Raw genomic sequence first — 14,913 nt, 5'->3', positions numbered from 1 at the left:
CTCGACCAGCCAGCCGAGACTGACCCGGCCTCGCAGGCGCGGATACAGCCACGCTACTCTCACCACAAGGCAGTGTTTTGAGGACCTATGACGGCAACGGCGTGCCAAAACGACCCTCCCGACGCGTCTGCGGTTGATTTGGGAGATTTCTCTCCCTAATTAGCCCCGATGCAAAACAGTCTCGAGACGCCCTCAGCCCGGCGTTCACCCGGCCGCCCCCGCGCGTTTGACATGGCAACCGCCCTGGATGGCGCTGTTCTGGTGTTCCGGGAGCATGGCTATCACACGGCGTCGCTCGCGCATCTCGGCCCCGCGATGAAGCTCGCGAACGGCAGTATCTACAAGGCGTTCAGCGACAAGCGCGCGCTGTTTCTTGCGGCCTTTGATCATTACGTCGGCCGCCGCAACGCAGCCTTGCAGCAGCTTCTCGACGCTAGGGCGGCCGGGCTGGAAAAGCTTCAGGTGTTGCTGGAGTTCTACGCGCAAGCCGCCTCGGGGACGGAGGGCCGGCATGGCTGCCTCGTCGTCGGCAGCGCCGCCGAGCTGTCCACCTACGATCCTGAGATGGCGGGCAAGGTGACGGCAGCCCTGCAAAACGTCGAAACCCGGATGCGGGACCTCATCCAGATCGGCCAGGCGGACGGCTCCATCGCCGCGCATGTCGATGCGGACGCAGTCGCCACGACCCTGCTCTGCGTCCTGCAAGGCCTGCGCGTCGTCGGCAAGGTTGGACGGAGCCGGGCTGTCCTCATGGCAGTGGTGAATCAAGCCACGCGGCTACTGGCGTGAGCGCCGCCGCCACGCCGATTGCCGAGGCGCGGGAGGCCACCGCGCTGGCCCACCCTGCTGCTTGCCACGTCCTGCGGCCTGATCGCCGCCAACATCTACGTTATCCAGCCGATCAACGCCTCGCGCCGCTTGTCCTCAAGCGCGGGCGGACCGATCCCCATCCTATTGGCTCTCGCCGTCGCGGCCCTGTCCACCGACGCTGTCGTCTTCCTGGGTGCGGCTCTGCCGATCGGTATCGGTTCGGTGACGGTGCAGGTCCTTGTGCCTTACGCCGCCCACCGTGCGCCAAACGCCGCACGAGGCCGCGTCGCCGGCAGCGTCATGAACGGCCTGATGCTGGGCATCATGCACGGCCGGGCTTGGCGTGCCTCTGCTGGCCCTGGCCTGTTTCCTGACCGAGCAGGCCGAAACCCTTATGGAGACCAACCATGAATGCACCACAAAATCCGGCGCCCGCGGCCGCAAGGCTGATCGAAACCTCGCTTGCGTCCCGTGCAAATCCTGCGTTGCCCGGATTCGAGCACCGCTTCGCAACCGTCGACGGCGTGCGCCTGCACCACGTCACCGGCGGCAAGCCGGACGGCGAGGTGATCGTCCTGTTGGCCGGGTTCCCCGAGAGCTGGTTTGCCTGGCGCAAGGTCATGCCGCTGCTTGCCTCCAGCTACCGGATCATCGCACCGGATCTGCCGGGGCAAGGCGACTCTGACCATCCGCACGGCGGCTACGACACCCAGGCCCTCGCGGCAGCGGTCCACGGCCTCCTGCAACAACTCGGCGTGCACCGCTATTGCATGGCTGCCCACGATATCGGCGCCTGGGTTGCCTACCCCTATGCGTTGCTATTCGGCGGCGAGATCCGGCGCCTGGTGCTGATGGATGCCGGCATCCCAGGCGTCACCCTGCCGGACGCCCTGCCGACCGACCCGGAGCGGGCGTGGCGCACCTGGCATTTCGCCTTCCACGCACTCCCGGACCTGCCGGAGATGCTGATCGGCGGCCGCGAGCGCGAATACCTGGACTGGTTCCTGCGACGCAAGACGGCCAACCCGCAGGCGTTCTCCGACGCCGACCTCGCCGAATACCTGCGCGTGTTCACCAGGGCCGGCGGGCTGCGCGCCGGCATGGCCTATTATCGTGCTGCCGCCCTGTCGGCACGGCAGAACCAGGATCTCAGTGCCAAAGGCCGGCTCACCATGCCGGTGCTGGCGCTCGGTGCCGATCAGGGCTCGATCGCCGACATGGCCTCTCCGCTCGCAGCTTTTGCCGACGACCTGCGTGGCGGCGTGGTGGCCAATTGCGGCCACTTCATTCCGGAGGAGCAGCCGGAGGCGGCAGCGCGGGAGCTGGCCGCGTTCTTCGGGGCGCCACCGCGCGGTTGAACCCCGCCTTCCTGACCCCCGCCTTCCTGACCCCCGCCTTCCTGACCCCCGCCTTCCTGACCCCCGCCTTCCTGACCAACGCCACCGCGCTGGTCGCCGAGGACAAGTTGGGCGAACGCCCTGGTAGCGCCCTGTGTGCGTAACGACGCATCGTCAGGATGGCTTGCGCACCGCCGTCACCTCGATCTCGACCAGCCAGCCGGGGTTGGCGAGGGCTGCGACCTGGAAGGCGCTGCGGGTGGGCACGCTCGGTTGTGCCGAGGTTGCGAAGAACTTCGTATAGGCCGCCATCAGGCCCTTGAAGTCCATGTGTCCGAGGCTGGGGTCTGCGGCCAGATAGACGTGCATCTGCACCACGTCGCCCATCGTCAAATGCAGCGACGCCAGGGTTGCCTTGATCTTGGTCAGGGCGCTGAACACCTGGGTTTCGGTGTTGCCGTAGGCGGCGAGCGTCATCGGTTTGGCTGACTTGTCGGCGGCGTCCGCGCCCATGCCGGAGAGATAGACGGTGCTGTAGCCGGGTGGCACCTCGATGCTGGAGGCGATCGGGAAGGTTGCTATGTTGTGGCGGATGATCGGCGCGGCCGCGAAGCCGGTGGCCGGCAGGATCGCGAGCGCCAGGGCGATGGCGAGGCTTTGCTTCATGTCAACGCTCCATGGTCGGGGCCGGGCCGCGCACGGCGGCGACATCGGCTGGTTTGGCGGCATCGGTGTAGTGGTTGGAGAAATGCGTTCGGATGTAGTTCACGACACCGGCGATCTGCGCGTTGCTCAGCTCGCCGTTGAACCAGGGCATGCCGCCCATCCCGTTGAGCACGACGTAGATCGGATAGCCGGCGCTCGCGAGCTTGGTATTGCCGGCGAACGACGGAAACCCGGCGCCGGCGCCCGTAGCACCGCGGCCGTTGGCCATGTGGCAGCCCTGGCAGACATGCTGGTAGACCGCGGCGCCGGTGCCCGCCGGGATGCCGGCGGGGGCCGCGTTCATTGCGGAATCAGCGTGCGCGCGCGGTAGAAAACCTGCGGCGAGCAGCAGGGCGATTGTGGCGCCGGTGATCATCGTGCGCATCAGGCGGCTCCCACGGCGCGTTGGTGGAGCTGGGTGATGGCGCTGAGCGAGGAGAGCAACGCGCCCTCTTGCCAGCAGCCGACATAGGAGGCGTGCTCGCCGGCCAGCACCAGGCGGTTGTCCATGGTGGTGAGCGTCTTGTAGTGCTGCTTTCGGCTCTCCTCGCTCCACATGCCGCAACAGCCAAGCGTCCAGGGCATGCGGCTCCAGGCGACGCCGACGCCGTTGCGGAATTCGCCGTGATATTGCTTGTGCAGCACAGCGCCCTGCGTGAGCGCGGCCTGCACACGTTCGGCGGGGGTCATGCCGGCGAAGTCGTAGGCGGCGGGGCCGAACATGTAGCCGCCGAGCAGCACCGCCGGACCTGACGAGAAATAGCCGGTGCTGGGATAGGAGACCTGGCTGATCGGCTGGTCGGTGAAGCTGATGCCGCCGTAGATGCTGTCGTCCTGCTCCCAGAAACGCCGGTTGAATTCGAGCCCCACCTTCACCGAGGAGGCGTAGGGCACTGCCGCGATCGCAGCCCGCATCGGCCCACTCACCTGCACCTCGAGCTGGCTCAGGATCGACAGCGGAATGGTGCAGACGCAGTAATCCGCCTTGGCGTGCTCGATCGCACCGCCATGGTTGCCGTCAGTGTAGGTAACGGTGACGCCGGCGCCGTCCTGGGCGATCTTCGTGACCTTGATGTTGTGGGTGACGATGTCGTTGACGTGCTTGGCAAAGGCTTTGCCGATCATGTCCATGCCGCCGACCGGCTGGAACATGGTGGTCTGCACGTCGTAGCTCATGTTGAAGGCGAGCCACTCCCACAGACCCGAACGCATGATCTCGGCGCGTCCGAGCAGCGCCGAAGGCGTGGGAGCACCGTTCGGACCGCCACCGGGCGGCTTGTCGAAGCCGCGCCGGTTGGAGGCGAGTTCGCCCTTGCTGTAGGTGTATGTGCCGTTGAGCCGTCCCCAGCCCTGCATCGCCAGCAGCAGGTCGTGCTGCTCCTCCGCGCTCACCGGCTGGTCGAGCTTGTTCTGGTTGATCGCCTTGGCCAGCAGCTCGGCGGTGTAGCCGGAGAAATCCGACATGACGTCGCGGTAGCGCTGCGGCTTGCCGCCGAAGCTGAGGCTGCTGTGCAGCAAGGTGTTGTGGTTGACCTCGATGAACGGCTCGAGCGCGACACCGAACGCGTGGCAGTAATGCAGCAGGGCCTGGTGGTGGTAGGGGATACGCCAGGGTCCGGGATTGATGTAGTTGCCGGGCGCGAAATCGCATTTTTGCGTATGGCCGCCGAGCTCGGTCAGGCTGTCGCCGCCGCGCAGGCTGAAATTGCGGCCGCCGGACCGGTTCTGGAACTCCAGCACCCGCACCTTGTAGCCTGCGCGGCGTAGCTCGTAGGCGGCCAGCATGCCGGCAAGGCCGGCGCCGAGCACCAGCACGCTGGTGCCGGACTTGCCGCCGCTGAGCACCGGCGGCCCGGTGAAGTCGGTACCGGCGGCGTGGCCCAGACGGGTCATCGCTTGGTACATCGCAACACTCCCGGCGGCGGCGCCGATGCGCGTGAGAACTTGCCGACGCGTCGGCTGCATCTGCGTATTACTCAAGCAACTTGCTCCGAATGAGTGCAGTCATCTGACCGATTATGAGCCAACGGCCTGACACTGCTCGGTTTTTGCCAATATTCAGTCAACCATGTGGCGTCCTGTCTCTCTGACATGGAAGGAGCGGCATTGGCAATGATGGTTTTTTACGCATCCCGGGCGACCCTTATGAACCGGCGACGGCTGGCAACTCGGCGCTCGCCACGCCGTCTGTTATGTCTATGCTGAGACATCGCCGATCGCGGCGGATCGAGGGACGATGGACCACAACTATCCGATGACGGACGAGCCCCTGGAAGACGCGCCGGGGAAAGGTGCTGCATGCCTCAAGACCGACCTGCGGCGGATCGGCAGCCACCCGGACCACTGGTATCCGCTGGCCTGGTCACGCGAACTCAAGCCGGGGCAGACGCTGGCGGCACGCTTCGGCGGCGAACCCATCGTGCTGGTGCGGCCGCGCGACGGCGACGTGTATGCGCTGGAGGATCGCTGCGCGCATCGCCAGGTGCCACTCTCGCGCGGCGCCGTCGACGGCCAGTCGCTGCGCTGCGGCTATCATGGCTGGGCCTACGGGCGTTCCGGCAAATGCATCGACGTGCCCTATCTCGGACGCGGCAAGCTGCCCAACGGCGTGCGTGCCTATCCCTGTCGCGAGCGCTGCGGCCTGATCATGGTGTTCCCGGGTGATCCGGCGCTGGCCGACGCCGCGCCGCTGCCGTCGTTCAGCGCCGCCGACGATCCCGGCTACAAGACGCGTCGCTTCGGCCGCGTCGTCGGCTGCCACTACAGCTTCATGCATGAGAACCTGATGGACATGAACCATCAGTTCATGCACGCCAAGCAGATGGGCCAGATGCGGCCGCGCTTTCTCGGTCAGGATGCAGGCCTGGACTGGATCGAGGCCCGCTACAGCTTCGCCCGCACCGGCGGCAAGCAGCCGCTCGGCGAGGCGCTGATCTTCGGCGAACGGCGCGGCTTGAGCGAAAAGACCGCCGATCGCGACGTGATGACCATACGCACCGAATACCCCTATCAGACCTTGCGCATACGCAGCGGCGGCGGCCAGCCGGTGATGGATCTCTGGATCGCCTATACGCCGCAGGACGCCGAGCAGCGCAGCAACCGCACGTTCGGGCTGCTCTCGGTGCGCAAGCCGAAAATTCCCGGTCTGCTCGAAGCCGCCTGGCCGCTGCTGGTGCTGTTCACCGAGCGCATCTTCCGCGAGGACCGCGACATCGTCGAGCTGGAACAGGCAGCACACGACGCCCAAGGCGGCGATCGCAACCAGGAAGTCTTTCCTGTAATACAGAATCTGCGTCGGCTGCTCGCGGCGCGTGGCCTTAACGCTGCGTGACACCTTCGGGTCCGGGCGCCGAACTCTCCACCAGCCGCTTCCTCCTGCGCCCGCCGCTTCCGTCCGATGCGGCGTGTCTTCATCGCCTGGTCAATGACTGGGGCATCGTGCGTATGCTGGAGCGGCTGCCCTTCCCGTATCCACGCCCGCTTGCCGATGCCTGGATCGAATCCACCGCGCACCAGGCAGCGGCCGGCACGGCGTATCACTTCGTCATCGTCGCCAAGGCCGATGGCGCCATCCTTGGCTGCGTCGGCATGCAGACCGACGGCGAGGCGCGCAGCAGCAATCTCGGCTACTGGGTCGGCAGACCCCATTGGGGATCGGGTGTTGCCAGCGAGGCCGCCGCCGAGGTCGCCCGCTGGGCGCTTTCGAACCCCGAGTGCCACCGCCTGCGCGCGCGCGTCGCCGCCGATAATCCCGCCTCGGCCGCGGTGCTCCGCCGGATCGGCTTTCGCGAGACCGGCACCGGCACACAGCGATTCAAGGCGCGCGGTGCGATGCAGCCGGTCATCCATTTCGAGGCCGAACGCCGCGACCTGCGCACGCGGCCGATCCCGACACTGCTCGTCGTCGCCTGCGCCCTGATCGACGGGCGGGGCCACATTCTGCTCTCGCAGCGGCCGCCCGGCCGGTCGATGGCCGGGCTATGGGAATTCCCAGGCGGCAAGATCGAGCCCGGTGAGACACCTGAGCAGGCGCTGACCCGCGAGCTGCGCGAGGAACTCGGGATAGATGTCGCCGAGGCGTGCCTGGCGCCATTCAGCTTCGCCTCGCACGCCTACCGCGATTTCCATCTGCTGATGCCGCTCTATGTGTGCCGACAGTGGGCCGGGACCGCCCGCGGCAAGGAAGGCCAGAACCTCGTCTGGGTGCGGCCCGACCATCTGTCGCACTACCCGATGCCCGACGCCGACAAGCCGCTGGTGCCGATGCTGCGGGACTACCTGTGATTACGGTCCGTGCCGGCGGCAAGTCCAAGCGACAGCTGCCCTGGTGTCGGCAGTGTTGGCGGCAGGCCGCAACGTCGGTCGCGTTCGGTGCGTGCGGTGAACAGCAGATCGACATTGCCGCCGTCGTCGCCCTCGAGGATACGCAGCAAGGCGGCCTCGTCGATATCGGCCCAGCGGCGGCCGCGTGACGCGCCGTATGGCACCCGCGCCAACAGCGCCGGTTCCGCCGACCAGGCGAGCAGTTGCGCCACCCCCGTCAGGGCCAGCATGTCGCGCAGATGATGGGCGGTGACGTAGGCGTCCGGTCCGGCGCGATGCGCGGGCATGCCAAGGGTGCGATCGAGCCCCTGCGGCCGGCGCCAATAGCGCAGCCCCTGGTTGGAGTGGCCCGGCGCCTCGGGCCATAGCCGCAGCGCGCATTTATAGGTGCAGATCCATTGCGCGTGGCCACTCAGCGCCGGGAGACACCAGCGCTGCTCGAAGCTCGCGCGGTGCGCCGCAAGCACGATCGGGGGTGGTGCGGAGCACAGCACCCCAGGCGCCACCGCGTGCCAGGACGGCGCATCCGCCACATCCTCGTCGACGATGTGGTGGATCGCCGATGTCGCCGGCGAGATCGGGTTGCCCGGCCGCACCAGGCAAGCGCCGGGCGGCCCAGACAGCCGCCAGCCATCCGCATCCGCCACCACGTCCTGCCAGCCGATCTCGACGACGCCGCCGTCGGTGAAGCTGTTGCCCGTGGTCTCGAGATCGATGACCCGCACGATTGCAACCAAGGACTCGGGCGGGGTGGCGATTTCCGTCATCACCTCCATGTAGGCTGCATCCTATCCCTCAGACAGAGCCGTCAAACATGAACCCGACCGCCTGCATCCTCGTGATCGGCAACGAGATCCTTTCCGGCCGCACCCAGGACGCCAACATCCGCTTCCTGGCGACTCGATTGGGCGAGCTCGGCATCCCGGTGCGCGAGGTGCGGATCATCCCCGATGTGCGCGAGACCATCGTCGCCAACATCGTCGAGCTACGCGCGCGTTTCGATCACCTGCTGACCACCGGCGGCATTGGCCCGACGCATGACGACATCACCAGCCCCTGCGTTGCCGAGGCGTTCGGGGTACCGTGGGAAATCCACGCCGAGAGCTTCGCCAAGCTCGAGGCACACATGGCGCCGGGCAGCTTCAATGCGGCGCGCCAGCGCATGGCGATGCTGCCGCGTGGTGCGACGCCGATCGACAATCCGGTCTCGGTGGCCCCAGGTTTCTCCATCGGCAACGTGCATGTGATGGCGGGCGTGCCGCGGATCATGCAGGCGATGTTCGAGACCCTGGCCCCCAGCTTGCGCGGCGGCCGGCCCACGGTCTCGGCGAGCTGGCACGCGGACCGCCTGCTGGAGGGCGCCATCGCCGCCCCGCTCGAGGCGATCCAGGCACGCTTTGATGCCGTCGAGATCGGTAGCTATCCGTACGAACGCGAGACCGGCAGGCGCGGCGTCAGCCTGGTCTGCAAGGGCCACGATCCCGATACGGTGCATGCGGCGGCGGACGCCGTGCGCGGGCTGATCGACAGTTTGGGCTTCGTGCCGATTGCGGGCGAGCCGCGGTAACGCCAATCTGGGCAGGTTGGATAAGGATATAGTGATGCGTCATGCGGTTTTCGGCGCTTTCGCGCTGCTCGTCTGCGTGCCGGCTTATGCGGTGCAGCCCGCCATCGAGCGTGCGGTCCAGGCCCCGACCCGAAGTGCGAAGTTCGTCAAGCGCGACGACGCCCGTCATCCCGCGCGCGAGCTGTCGTTCTTCGGGGTGACGCCGCATTCGACCGTCGTCGAGATCTGGCCGGGTGGCGGCTACTGGACGCAAATCCTGGCACCGCTGCTGCACGACCACGGCACCTATTATGTTGCGACCGGCTCGCCCGATGGCGACCGCGAGGAGAAGTTCTTCGCCCTGTCCCCGGCCTTCAAGCAGATGCTGGCGGCCCATCCGCAGGTCTATGACCGTATCAAGCTCACTGTGTTCGGCGCGCACAACCCGGGGCTGGCGCCGCCGGACAGTGCCGACGTCGTGCTCACCTTCCGCAACCTGCATAACTGGATGGCCGAGGGCGATGCGCCCCAGATGATCGCGGCGATCCACCGCGCTCTCAAGCCGGGCGGCCTCCTTGGCATCGAGGACCACCGCGCGCGCCCCGACCAGCCGCAGGACCCGAAGGCCGCCGACGGCTACGTGCGCCAGGACTACGCCGAGTCGCTGATCGAGCACGCCGGCTTTACGCTGGTCGCGTCATCGGAGATGAACGCCAATCCGCGCGACACCACGCACTGGCCGCACGGCGTCTGGACGTTGCCGCCGACGCTGGCGATGGGACAGACCGACCGCGCCAAATATGTGGCGATCGGCGAGGCGGACAATTTCGTCCTGAAGTTCCGCAAGACCGGAAACTGATCCCAGCTCAGCCGGCCGCATCCCGACCCATCGCGAGATATTTCTCGCGTCTGAGCGCCTTCAGCGCCGCCGGCTCGAAGGCGCGCAATCCTGGCAGTGCCGTGGCGATCGCGCGTCCTACCGCGCCGATCGCGGCTTGCGGGTCGCGGTGCGCGCCGCCGACCGGCTCGGCGATGATCTCGTCGATCAGTCCGAAATGCTTCAGGTCCGATGCGGTCAGCCGCATCGCCTCGGCGGCGGCGGCGGCCTGGGCCGCGTCGCGCCACAGGATCGCGGCACAGCCCTCCGGCGAGATCACCGAATAGATCGCATGCTCCAACATCAGCACCCTATCACCAGCGCCCAACGCGATGGCCCCGCCTGAGCCGCCCTCGCCGATCACGGTGGCAACGATCGGCACAGGTGCTGCAAGGAACGCATCCGTCGAGCGCGCGATTGCCTCGGCCTGGCCGCGCGCCTCCGCCTCGATTCCGGGAAAGGCGCCGGCGGTATCGACAAAACTCAGGATCGGCAGGCCAAAGCGGCCGGCCAGTTCGACGAGCCGGCGCACCTTGCGATAGCCCTCCGGCCTGGCCATGCCGAAATTATGGGTCAGCCGCGTCTCCAGGTCGTCGCCGCGCTCGGTGCCGACCACCACCACGGCATCGCCCTCGAACCGTCCCAGGCCGCCGACGATCGCCTCGTCCTCGGCAAAGCTGCGATCGCCGGCGAGCGGCGTGTAATCGGTGATCAGGGCAGCGATGTAGTCCAGCGTGTGCGGCCGTTGCGCATGGCGCGCGACCTGCACCTTTTGCCACGGGGTGAGCTTGGCATAGGTGGCGCGCAACTGCCGCTCCGCCTTGTCGGTGAGGCGAGCGACCTCGTCGGCGATGTTGATGCTGTCGCCGCCGGACATCTGGCGGAGCTCTTCGATCTTGTCCTCGAGCTCGGCGATCGGTTTTTCGAAATCAAGAAACTGGCGCATCGCGGGCGTTTAGCACAGTTCCCCGAGCCGCCAAGCCGCCGCCGGCGGGGGCGCCCTGGGCAGCAAGAGGATGGTGCGTCTCGACCAAATGTTGCAGCCGCGCGGCCAGGACATGCGTGTAGATCTGGGTGGTGGCGATATCGGCATGGCCGAGCAGGGTCTGCAGGCTGCGCAGGTCGGCGCCGCGCGCCAGCATGTGGCTGGCGAAAGAGTGCCGCAGCACGTGCGGGGACAAGCGATCGGGGGCGATGCCGGCGCAGCGCCCGGCCTCCGCCAGCACCAGGTCGAAGCCCTGCCGGCTCAGCGCCCGACGCGGGTCTCGCCCGGCGAACAGCCAAGGCGAGCCCGGCCGCGCGACCAGCAATGCGGCCGCGGCGGCGCGTGCCGGCTCCGACAGCGGCACCATGCGCTCGCGGCCGCCCTTGCCGCTGACCCGCAGCATCGGCAGGTCGTGCGCCAACGCGGCACTCGGCAACCCCAGCATTTCGGAGATGCGCATGCCGGTGGCATAGAGGATCTCGATCGCGGCATGCGCGATCAGGCGTCGCGGGCTCGCCGTCATCGGACCCGCGGGCGCGCAGGCGGCGAGCAGCCGGTCGACCTCGGCTTCCGACAGCACGCGCGGCAAGGTCTGCGGCAGACGCGGCGCATCGAGATGCAGGCAGGGATCGCGTTCGGTCAGGCCTTCGCGCAGCAAATGCCGGTAGAACTGGCGCAGACAGGACAGCCGCCGGCCCGCGGTGCGCGCCGACAGGCCCTGGCCGCGCAACGACGCCATGTAGCCGGCCAGCAGCGCCGGCGTCGCCGCCCGCACACTCTCCCCGGCCGCTCGCGCGTGACGCTCGAAATCCGCGAGATCGGCCGCGTAGGCCTTCAGGGTGTTGCCCGCGGCGCCCCGCTCCGCCGCCAGCATCTCGAGAAAGCCCTCGACCAGCACGTCCATCCGCTCACTTGCTCCCGAGGCTGTTGTTCGGCAGCACGACATGCATGTCCTGGACATGCGGTTTCGGCGGTGCGTAGCCGAGATAGAGAAAGCCCCCCAGCAGGGCGGCGACGCCGGCGCCAAGCACGATGGCGAAAAAGCGGATCATCCGGCGAACTCCCGAGCAGCGGCGGTGCCAGCTTGCGGCAGGGTCGTGGCTCTATGCTAGGTTCATGTTCATGTCACGCGCGAGCGCCAGGATGCAGGAGCCGTCGGCCCAGGCCCCACTTGGCCTTCGCGCACCAAGCCTGGGCATCCGCAGCATTGTCCTGGTCGGGCTGATGGGCGCCGGCAAGACGACGATCGGCCGCAAGCTCGCCGCCCGTCTGGGCTTGCCGTTTCGCGACGCCGATCTCGAGATCGAGCGCGCCGCCGGCCGTTCGGTCGCCGAGATGTTCGCGCTGTGGGGCGAAAGCGCGTTCCGCGAAGGCGAGCGGCGGGTGATCGCGCGCCTGCTGGGCGCAGGCCCCCTGGTGCTGGCGACCGGCGGCGGCGCGTTCATGGACCCCGGCACTCGTGCGGCGATCCGCGCGAGCGCCCGCACGATCTGGCTGCGCTGCCCGCTCGACATCCTGGAGCGCCGGGTAAGCGGGCGTACGCACCGGCCGCTGCTCGCCGCCGGCAACCCGCGCGTCATCCTCGGCGGGCTGATGCAGGCGCGCTACCCGTTCTATGCGGAGGCAGACATCGTGATCGATTGCGACGACGACAGCACCGAGCAGACGACGCGGCGGGCGCTGTCGGCGCTGGCGGCGCATCAACCGCCGAGCCGGGTTGCCGTAACGGTGCCAGGAGTCGCACAGGCGAGCAGTTACGACATCCTGATCGGCAGCGGCCTGATCGCGCGCGCCGGCGCGTTGCTGGCGCCGGTGCTGGCGCAAAAGCACCTCCAGAAGCGCGCGATCATCGTCACCGACGAGACCGTGGCGGCGCTGCATTTGCCGGCGTTGCGCGCGGCCTTCGAGGAGGTCGCCATCGCCCATGACGTCGTCGTCGTGGCCGCCGGCGAGGCAAGCAAGAGCCTGGCTGGCTTCGAGCGGGTGACCTCGGCGTTGCTGACGGCCGCGGTGGAGCGGCGCACCGCGGTGGTGGCACTCGGTGGCGGGGTCGTCGGCGATCTCGCTGGCTTCGCCGCGGCCTCGGTGCTGCGCGGGCTGCCGTTCGTACAGATCCCGACCACCCTGCTGGCCCAGGTCGACAGCTCGGTCGGCGGCAAGACCGGGATCAACACGGCCTTTGGCAAGAACCTGATCGGCGCCTTTTATCATCCGCTTGTCGTGCTCGCCGACACCGACGCCCTGGCCAGCCTGCCGCCGCGCGAACTGCGCGCGGGCTATGCCGAGATCCTCAAGGCCGGCCTGATCGGCGATGCCGCGTTGTTCGCCTGGTGCCTTCAACACGCCTCGGCGATCGTCACCGGTGACGCGGCGATCCAGGCCGAAGCCGTGGCGCGCGCATGTCGGTTCAAGGCTCTGGTGGTGGCCGACGATGAGCGCGAGGCGCTGCCCGAGGATGGCCGCGCCTTGCTCAATCTCGGCCACACGTTCGCGCACGCGCTGGAGGCGGTGCTGGGCTATGACGGACGTCTGCTGCACGGCGAGGCGGTGGCGATCGGTCTGGTGCTGGCACTGCGTCTGTCGGTGCAGCTCGGCCATTGCCCTCCCGCCGAGCCCAGGCGGGTGGCAGCGCACCTGGCAGACCTCGGCATGACCACACGAATCGCCGAGCTTGCCGAGCGGTTGCAGGTCGAATTCCGCGCCGAGGACCTGCTCGCGCAGATGCATCGCGACAAGAAGACGCGCGATGGCGCTTTGTCCTTTGTCTTGCTGCGCGGCATCGGAGCGGCCTTTACCGCGCGAGCCGTGGCACCGGAGGCGGTGCGCGACCTGCTGGTCGAGGATGGCTGCAGCACCTGACGCAGCACCTGCAAGACGCCTTTGCGCACGTGAAACCATCATGAATGATGCAGGCATAACAACGCGGTAACAATGTGTGCTGTTTGCGTCACAGCGGGGCGCTGAATAGCCGGATGACGTGCCTGTGGGTTCGCCAACAGCAACCGAGGGTTCTATATGCGGCTTAGGCACAAGGATGAGACTGCGCCGCCGATGGTTGGCGGCCACTCAACCGAATGATCAGATGAGGACGAGACAATGCGTCTGCGCACGGCGTTACTTGCAACGACACTCCTGGCGGCCGCGCCGGCTGCGGCTATGGCCCAGCCCGTCGACGGCCTCTATGTCAGCCTGGGCGGAGGCTACAATCTCGAGCAGAGCACCAAGGCGCATTTCTCGCCGACGAGCTTTGCCGATGGCACCCCTGGGGGTAGCGGCTCGACCTTCCGCTTCAACTACGGCTTCACCGGTGAGGCTTCGCTCGGTTATGGCCTCGGCAACGGCCTGAGGGTCGAACTCGAGGGCCTCTATATACAGGACCACACCAACCACCGCCACTTCACGCCGGTCCCCGGAACCACCACCGGGCACGACGAGCGGTATGGCCCCATGGTCAATGTCCTGTATGACCTCGATCTCGCGCAGTTCGGTCTGCCATTGCCGGTCACGCCCTATGTCGGTATCGGCGCGGGTTATCTCTGGACCCATCTGTCGCCCTTCAACACGGACTACAACAACGGCTTTAACAATCGTATCGGCGGCACTGAAGGCGCTGCCGCCTACCAGGGTATCGCCGGCGTCGCCTTCAACATCGTCCAGGTTCCGGGTCTCGCTTTGACCGCCGAATATCGTTTCATAGGCACCCTGCCGCAGAACACCGGCTCGGCCTTCCAGTCCACCGCCTACACCAACAGCGGCATCCACAAGGGCAATGCCGACTTCAACAACAGCTACAACCACGAGGTCATGCTTGGCCTACGCTACGCCTTCCAGACCGCCCCGCCGCCGCCGCCGCCCGCTCCTGTGGTCCAGGCTCCGGCGCCGGCACCGGCCCGCACCTACCTGGTGTTCTTCGATTGGGACAAGTCCAACCTTACCGGACGCGCCCGCGAGATCATCGCGCAGGCAGCGCAGGCATCGACCCGGGTGCAGACCACCCGTATCGAGGTCAATGGCTACACCGACAACTCGGCCGCCCATCCGGGACCGCGTGGCGAAAAGTACAACATGGGCCTCTCGATCCGACGCGCGAACAGCGTGAAGGCGGAGCTGATCCGCGACGGCGTGCCGGACAGCGCCATCGACACCCAGGGCTTCGGCGAAACCCACCCGCTGGTGCCGACCGGTCCGGACACCCGCGAGCCGCAGAACCGCCGCGTCGAGATCATCCTGCACTGATCTTCAACGCGGGCTTTTCAACAAGGGGCACCGCAAGGTGCCCCTTTTGTTAAGTGGTTGGAAACCTAACTCGGCTAATGTGCTGGTTCGGCTT

General features: G+C 67.4%; 17 protein-coding genes. 10 read left to right on the top strand and 7 right to left on the bottom strand.

Annotated features, from left to right (window positions below; genetic code table 11):
- The first annotated feature begins 231 nt into the window (after positions 1-231).
- From ACQY4K_RS16925 to ACQY4K_RS16910, 4 genes are read left to right on the top strand one after another with little or no spacing between them, the layout of a single operon-like run.
- Positions 232-789, top strand: a complete 558-nt coding sequence (locus ACQY4K_RS16925) for a TetR/AcrR family transcriptional regulator (protein WP_428391373.1) — start codon at positions 232-234, stop codon at positions 787-789.
- Positions 790-807: 18 nt separating this feature from the next.
- Positions 808-1,221, top strand: coding sequence for a hypothetical protein (locus tag ACQY4K_RS16920; protein ID WP_428391372.1), 414 nt, complete (start codon positions 808-810; stop codon positions 1,219-1,221).
- Positions 1,218-2,168 (top strand): alpha/beta fold hydrolase, encoded by a 951-nt coding sequence (locus ACQY4K_RS16915; RefSeq protein WP_428391371.1) that lies wholly within the window; start codon positions 1,218-1,220, stop codon positions 2,166-2,168. The genes ACQY4K_RS16920 and ACQY4K_RS16915 overlap by 4 nt, the downstream gene beginning before the upstream one ends.
- A complete protein-coding gene (locus tag ACQY4K_RS16910; protein ID WP_428391370.1) occupies positions 2,165-2,311 on the top strand; it encodes a hypothetical protein in 147 nt (48 codons plus the stop codon). The genes ACQY4K_RS16915 and ACQY4K_RS16910 overlap by 4 nt, the downstream gene beginning before the upstream one ends.
- Positions 2,312-2,321: 10 nt before the next feature.
- Here the strand turns inward: ACQY4K_RS16910 and ACQY4K_RS16905 are convergent, their stop codons facing one another.
- The 3 genes from ACQY4K_RS16905 to ACQY4K_RS16895 are packed head-to-tail and all read right to left on the bottom strand — an operon-like array spanning position 2,322 to position 4,817.
- Entirely contained in the window at positions 2,322-2,813 is a 492-nt protein-coding gene (locus tag ACQY4K_RS16905; protein WP_428391369.1) for a RidA family protein, read from the bottom strand.
- Position 2,814: 1 nt separating this feature from the next.
- The gene (locus tag ACQY4K_RS16900) at positions 2,815-3,237 is read right to left on the bottom strand and encodes a c-type cytochrome (RefSeq protein WP_428391368.1); all 423 of its coding nucleotides are present in this window, start codon (positions 3,235-3,237) and stop codon (positions 2,815-2,817) included.
- Entirely contained in the window at positions 3,237-4,817 is a 1,581-nt protein-coding gene (locus ACQY4K_RS16895; RefSeq protein ID WP_428396178.1) for a flavin monoamine oxidase family protein, read from the bottom strand. Before ACQY4K_RS16895 ends, ACQY4K_RS16900 begins: the two co-directional genes overlap by 1 nt.
- Positions 4,818-5,106: 289 nt before the next feature.
- On the opposite strand from ACQY4K_RS16895, the gene ACQY4K_RS16890 reads away from it, so the two are divergent.
- Positions 5,107-6,183, top strand: a complete 1,077-nt coding sequence (locus tag ACQY4K_RS16890) for a Rieske 2Fe-2S domain-containing protein (protein WP_428396176.1) — start codon at positions 5,107-5,109, stop codon at positions 6,181-6,183.
- A complete protein-coding gene (locus ACQY4K_RS16885; RefSeq protein WP_428391367.1) occupies positions 6,180-7,136 on the top strand; it encodes a bifunctional GNAT family N-acetyltransferase/(deoxy)nucleoside triphosphate pyrophosphohydrolase in 957 nt (318 codons plus the stop codon). Before ACQY4K_RS16890 ends, ACQY4K_RS16885 begins: the two co-directional genes overlap by 4 nt.
- On the opposite strand, the gene ACQY4K_RS16880 is transcribed toward ACQY4K_RS16885, so the two are convergent.
- Positions 7,127-7,951, bottom strand: coding sequence for an exonuclease domain-containing protein (locus ACQY4K_RS16880; RefSeq protein WP_428391366.1), 825 nt, complete (start codon positions 7,949-7,951; stop codon positions 7,127-7,129). The genes ACQY4K_RS16885 and ACQY4K_RS16880 overlap by 10 nt on opposite strands.
- 38 nt (positions 7,952-7,989) lie before the next feature.
- Between ACQY4K_RS16880 and ACQY4K_RS16875 the strand changes: the two genes are divergently transcribed.
- Together ACQY4K_RS16875 and ACQY4K_RS16870 are read left to right on the top strand one after the other, a co-directional pair.
- A complete protein-coding gene (locus tag ACQY4K_RS16875) occupies positions 7,990-8,742 on the top strand; it encodes a competence/damage-inducible protein A (protein WP_428391365.1) in 753 nt (250 codons plus the stop codon).
- A 34-nt stretch (positions 8,743-8,776) separates the two neighbouring features.
- A complete protein-coding gene (locus ACQY4K_RS16870) occupies positions 8,777-9,580 on the top strand; it encodes a class I SAM-dependent methyltransferase (protein WP_428391364.1) in 804 nt (267 codons plus the stop codon).
- A gap of 7 nt (positions 9,581-9,587) precedes the next feature.
- Here ACQY4K_RS16870 and ACQY4K_RS16865 read toward each other — a convergent pair whose 3' ends face one another.
- From ACQY4K_RS16865 to ACQY4K_RS16855, 3 genes are read right to left on the bottom strand one after another with little or no spacing between them, the layout of a single operon-like run.
- Positions 9,588-10,544, bottom strand: a complete 957-nt coding sequence (locus ACQY4K_RS16865) for an acetyl-CoA carboxylase carboxyltransferase subunit alpha (protein WP_428391363.1) — start codon at positions 10,542-10,544, stop codon at positions 9,588-9,590.
- The gene (locus tag ACQY4K_RS16860; RefSeq protein ID WP_428391362.1) at positions 10,528-11,487 is read right to left on the bottom strand and encodes a tyrosine recombinase; all 960 of its coding nucleotides are present in this window, start codon (positions 11,485-11,487) and stop codon (positions 10,528-10,530) included. The genes ACQY4K_RS16865 and ACQY4K_RS16860 overlap by 17 nt, the downstream gene beginning before the upstream one ends.
- Positions 11,488-11,491: 4 nt before the next feature.
- On the bottom strand, positions 11,492-11,635 hold the full coding sequence (locus tag ACQY4K_RS16855) for a hypothetical protein (RefSeq protein ID WP_428391361.1): 144 nt from the start codon (positions 11,633-11,635) through the stop codon (positions 11,492-11,494).
- A gap of 70 nt (positions 11,636-11,705) precedes the next feature.
- Between ACQY4K_RS16855 and aroB the strand changes: the two genes are divergently transcribed.
- Together aroB and ACQY4K_RS16845 are read left to right on the top strand one after the other, a co-directional pair.
- Positions 11,706-13,442 (top strand): 3-dehydroquinate synthase, encoded by a 1,737-nt coding sequence (aroB, locus tag ACQY4K_RS16850; protein WP_428391360.1) that lies wholly within the window; start codon positions 11,706-11,708, stop codon positions 13,440-13,442.
- Between the two features lie 237 nt (positions 13,443-13,679).
- Positions 13,680-14,819, top strand: a complete 1,140-nt coding sequence (locus ACQY4K_RS16845; protein WP_428391359.1) for an OmpA family protein — start codon at positions 13,680-13,682, stop codon at positions 14,817-14,819.
- The last annotated feature ends 94 nt before the right edge of the window (positions 14,820-14,913 follow it).

It is taken from the genome of Lichenicoccus sp., assembly GCF_965276875.1.
Classification (GTDB): domain Bacteria; phylum Pseudomonadota; class Alphaproteobacteria; order Acetobacterales; family Acetobacteraceae; genus Lichenicoccus.
The sequence above is the reverse complement of the archived record's forward strand: the minus strand, read 5'-3'. Positions and strand labels throughout refer to the sequence as shown.